The organism is Nocardia coffeae, from assembly GCF_019890715.1.
Lineage (GTDB): Bacteria > Actinomycetota > Actinomycetes > Mycobacteriales > Mycobacteriaceae > Nocardia > Nocardia jiangxiensis.
Window position 1 is genome coordinate 1 of the sequence record NZ_JAINZY010000054.1, and the last position, 1,093, is coordinate 1,093.

The window sequence follows — 1,093 nt, forward strand, 5'->3', positions numbered from 1 at the left end:
GCCGACGTGCCGCTCGACGAGCGTCCGGTGAGCGTGAACGTGCAGGTCCGCCGGTTGTTCTGCCCGACAGCCGGTTGTCGCAGCACCTTTCGTGAGCAGGTGGCTGGTGTCCTGGAGCGCTACCAACGCCGCACAGCCCGTCTGACCGGCCAGGTGCGATCGGTCGTGCGGGAGCTTGCTGGACGGGCCGGCGCCCGGCTGCTGGAGGAGTTGTCGGTGCGGTTGTCCCGGCATACCGCCGTGCGTGCGCTGCTGGGAATCCCCTTGCCGCAGCGGTCGATTCCCGAGGTGGTCAGTGTCGATGATTTCGCGCTGCTGCGCCGGCACCGGTATGCCACGGTCGTGATCGATCCGGTCTCGCACGACCGCATCGATGTCCTGCCCGATCGCAAATCCGACACCCTGGCCGCCTGGCTGGCCCAGCACCCGCAGGTCACGACGGTCGTGCGGGACGGTTCCACCACCTACGCCGAAGCCGTGCGTCGTGCACGACCAGCGGCAACGCAAGTTTCGGACCGCTGGCATCTGTGGCACGGGCTGGCCCAGGTCGTGGAGAAAGCCGTCGCCGCGCACAGCCGCTGCTGGGCCGCTGCCGGCCCGAAACGGCACCGGATGACCCGGGAGACCACCACCATCGAACGCTGGCACACGGTGCACGAACTGCTCGACTCCGGCGTCGGGCTCCTGGACTGCTCACGCCGACTCGGGCTGGCGCTGAACACCGTCAAACGGTATTCCCGTGCACCCGAACCAGATTCGCTGCGTCGACCACCGCAATACCGGCCCGGGCTGGTCGACCCCTACCGCAATCACCTGCGGACCCGGCGGGCCGCCGAGCCGGGCGTGCCGGTCAGACAGCTGTTCGGTGAGATCAAAGCCCTCGGCTACCAGGGCGGGCTGAACCTGCTCTACCGCTACGTCAACGAAGGCCGCCTGGCCGGTGACCGGGTCGCGGTCTCGGGCCGCAAGCTCACGGGCTGGATCATGAGCCGACCGTCGGAGTTGCCCGATTCCAGCCGCGCTCACCTGCACGAACTCATCACCGCCTGCCCGGAAATGACCCAGCTGGCCGCACTGGTCCGCGAGTTCGCGA

Annotated in this window: 1 protein-coding gene; it reads left to right on the plus strand. The window is 68.7% G+C overall.

Annotated features, from left to right (window positions below; translation table 11 throughout):
* A partial coding sequence (locus K7711_RS46985) for an ISL3 family transposase (protein ID WP_222979665.1) occupies nucleotides 1-1,093 on the plus strand: 1,093 nt, incomplete at both ends.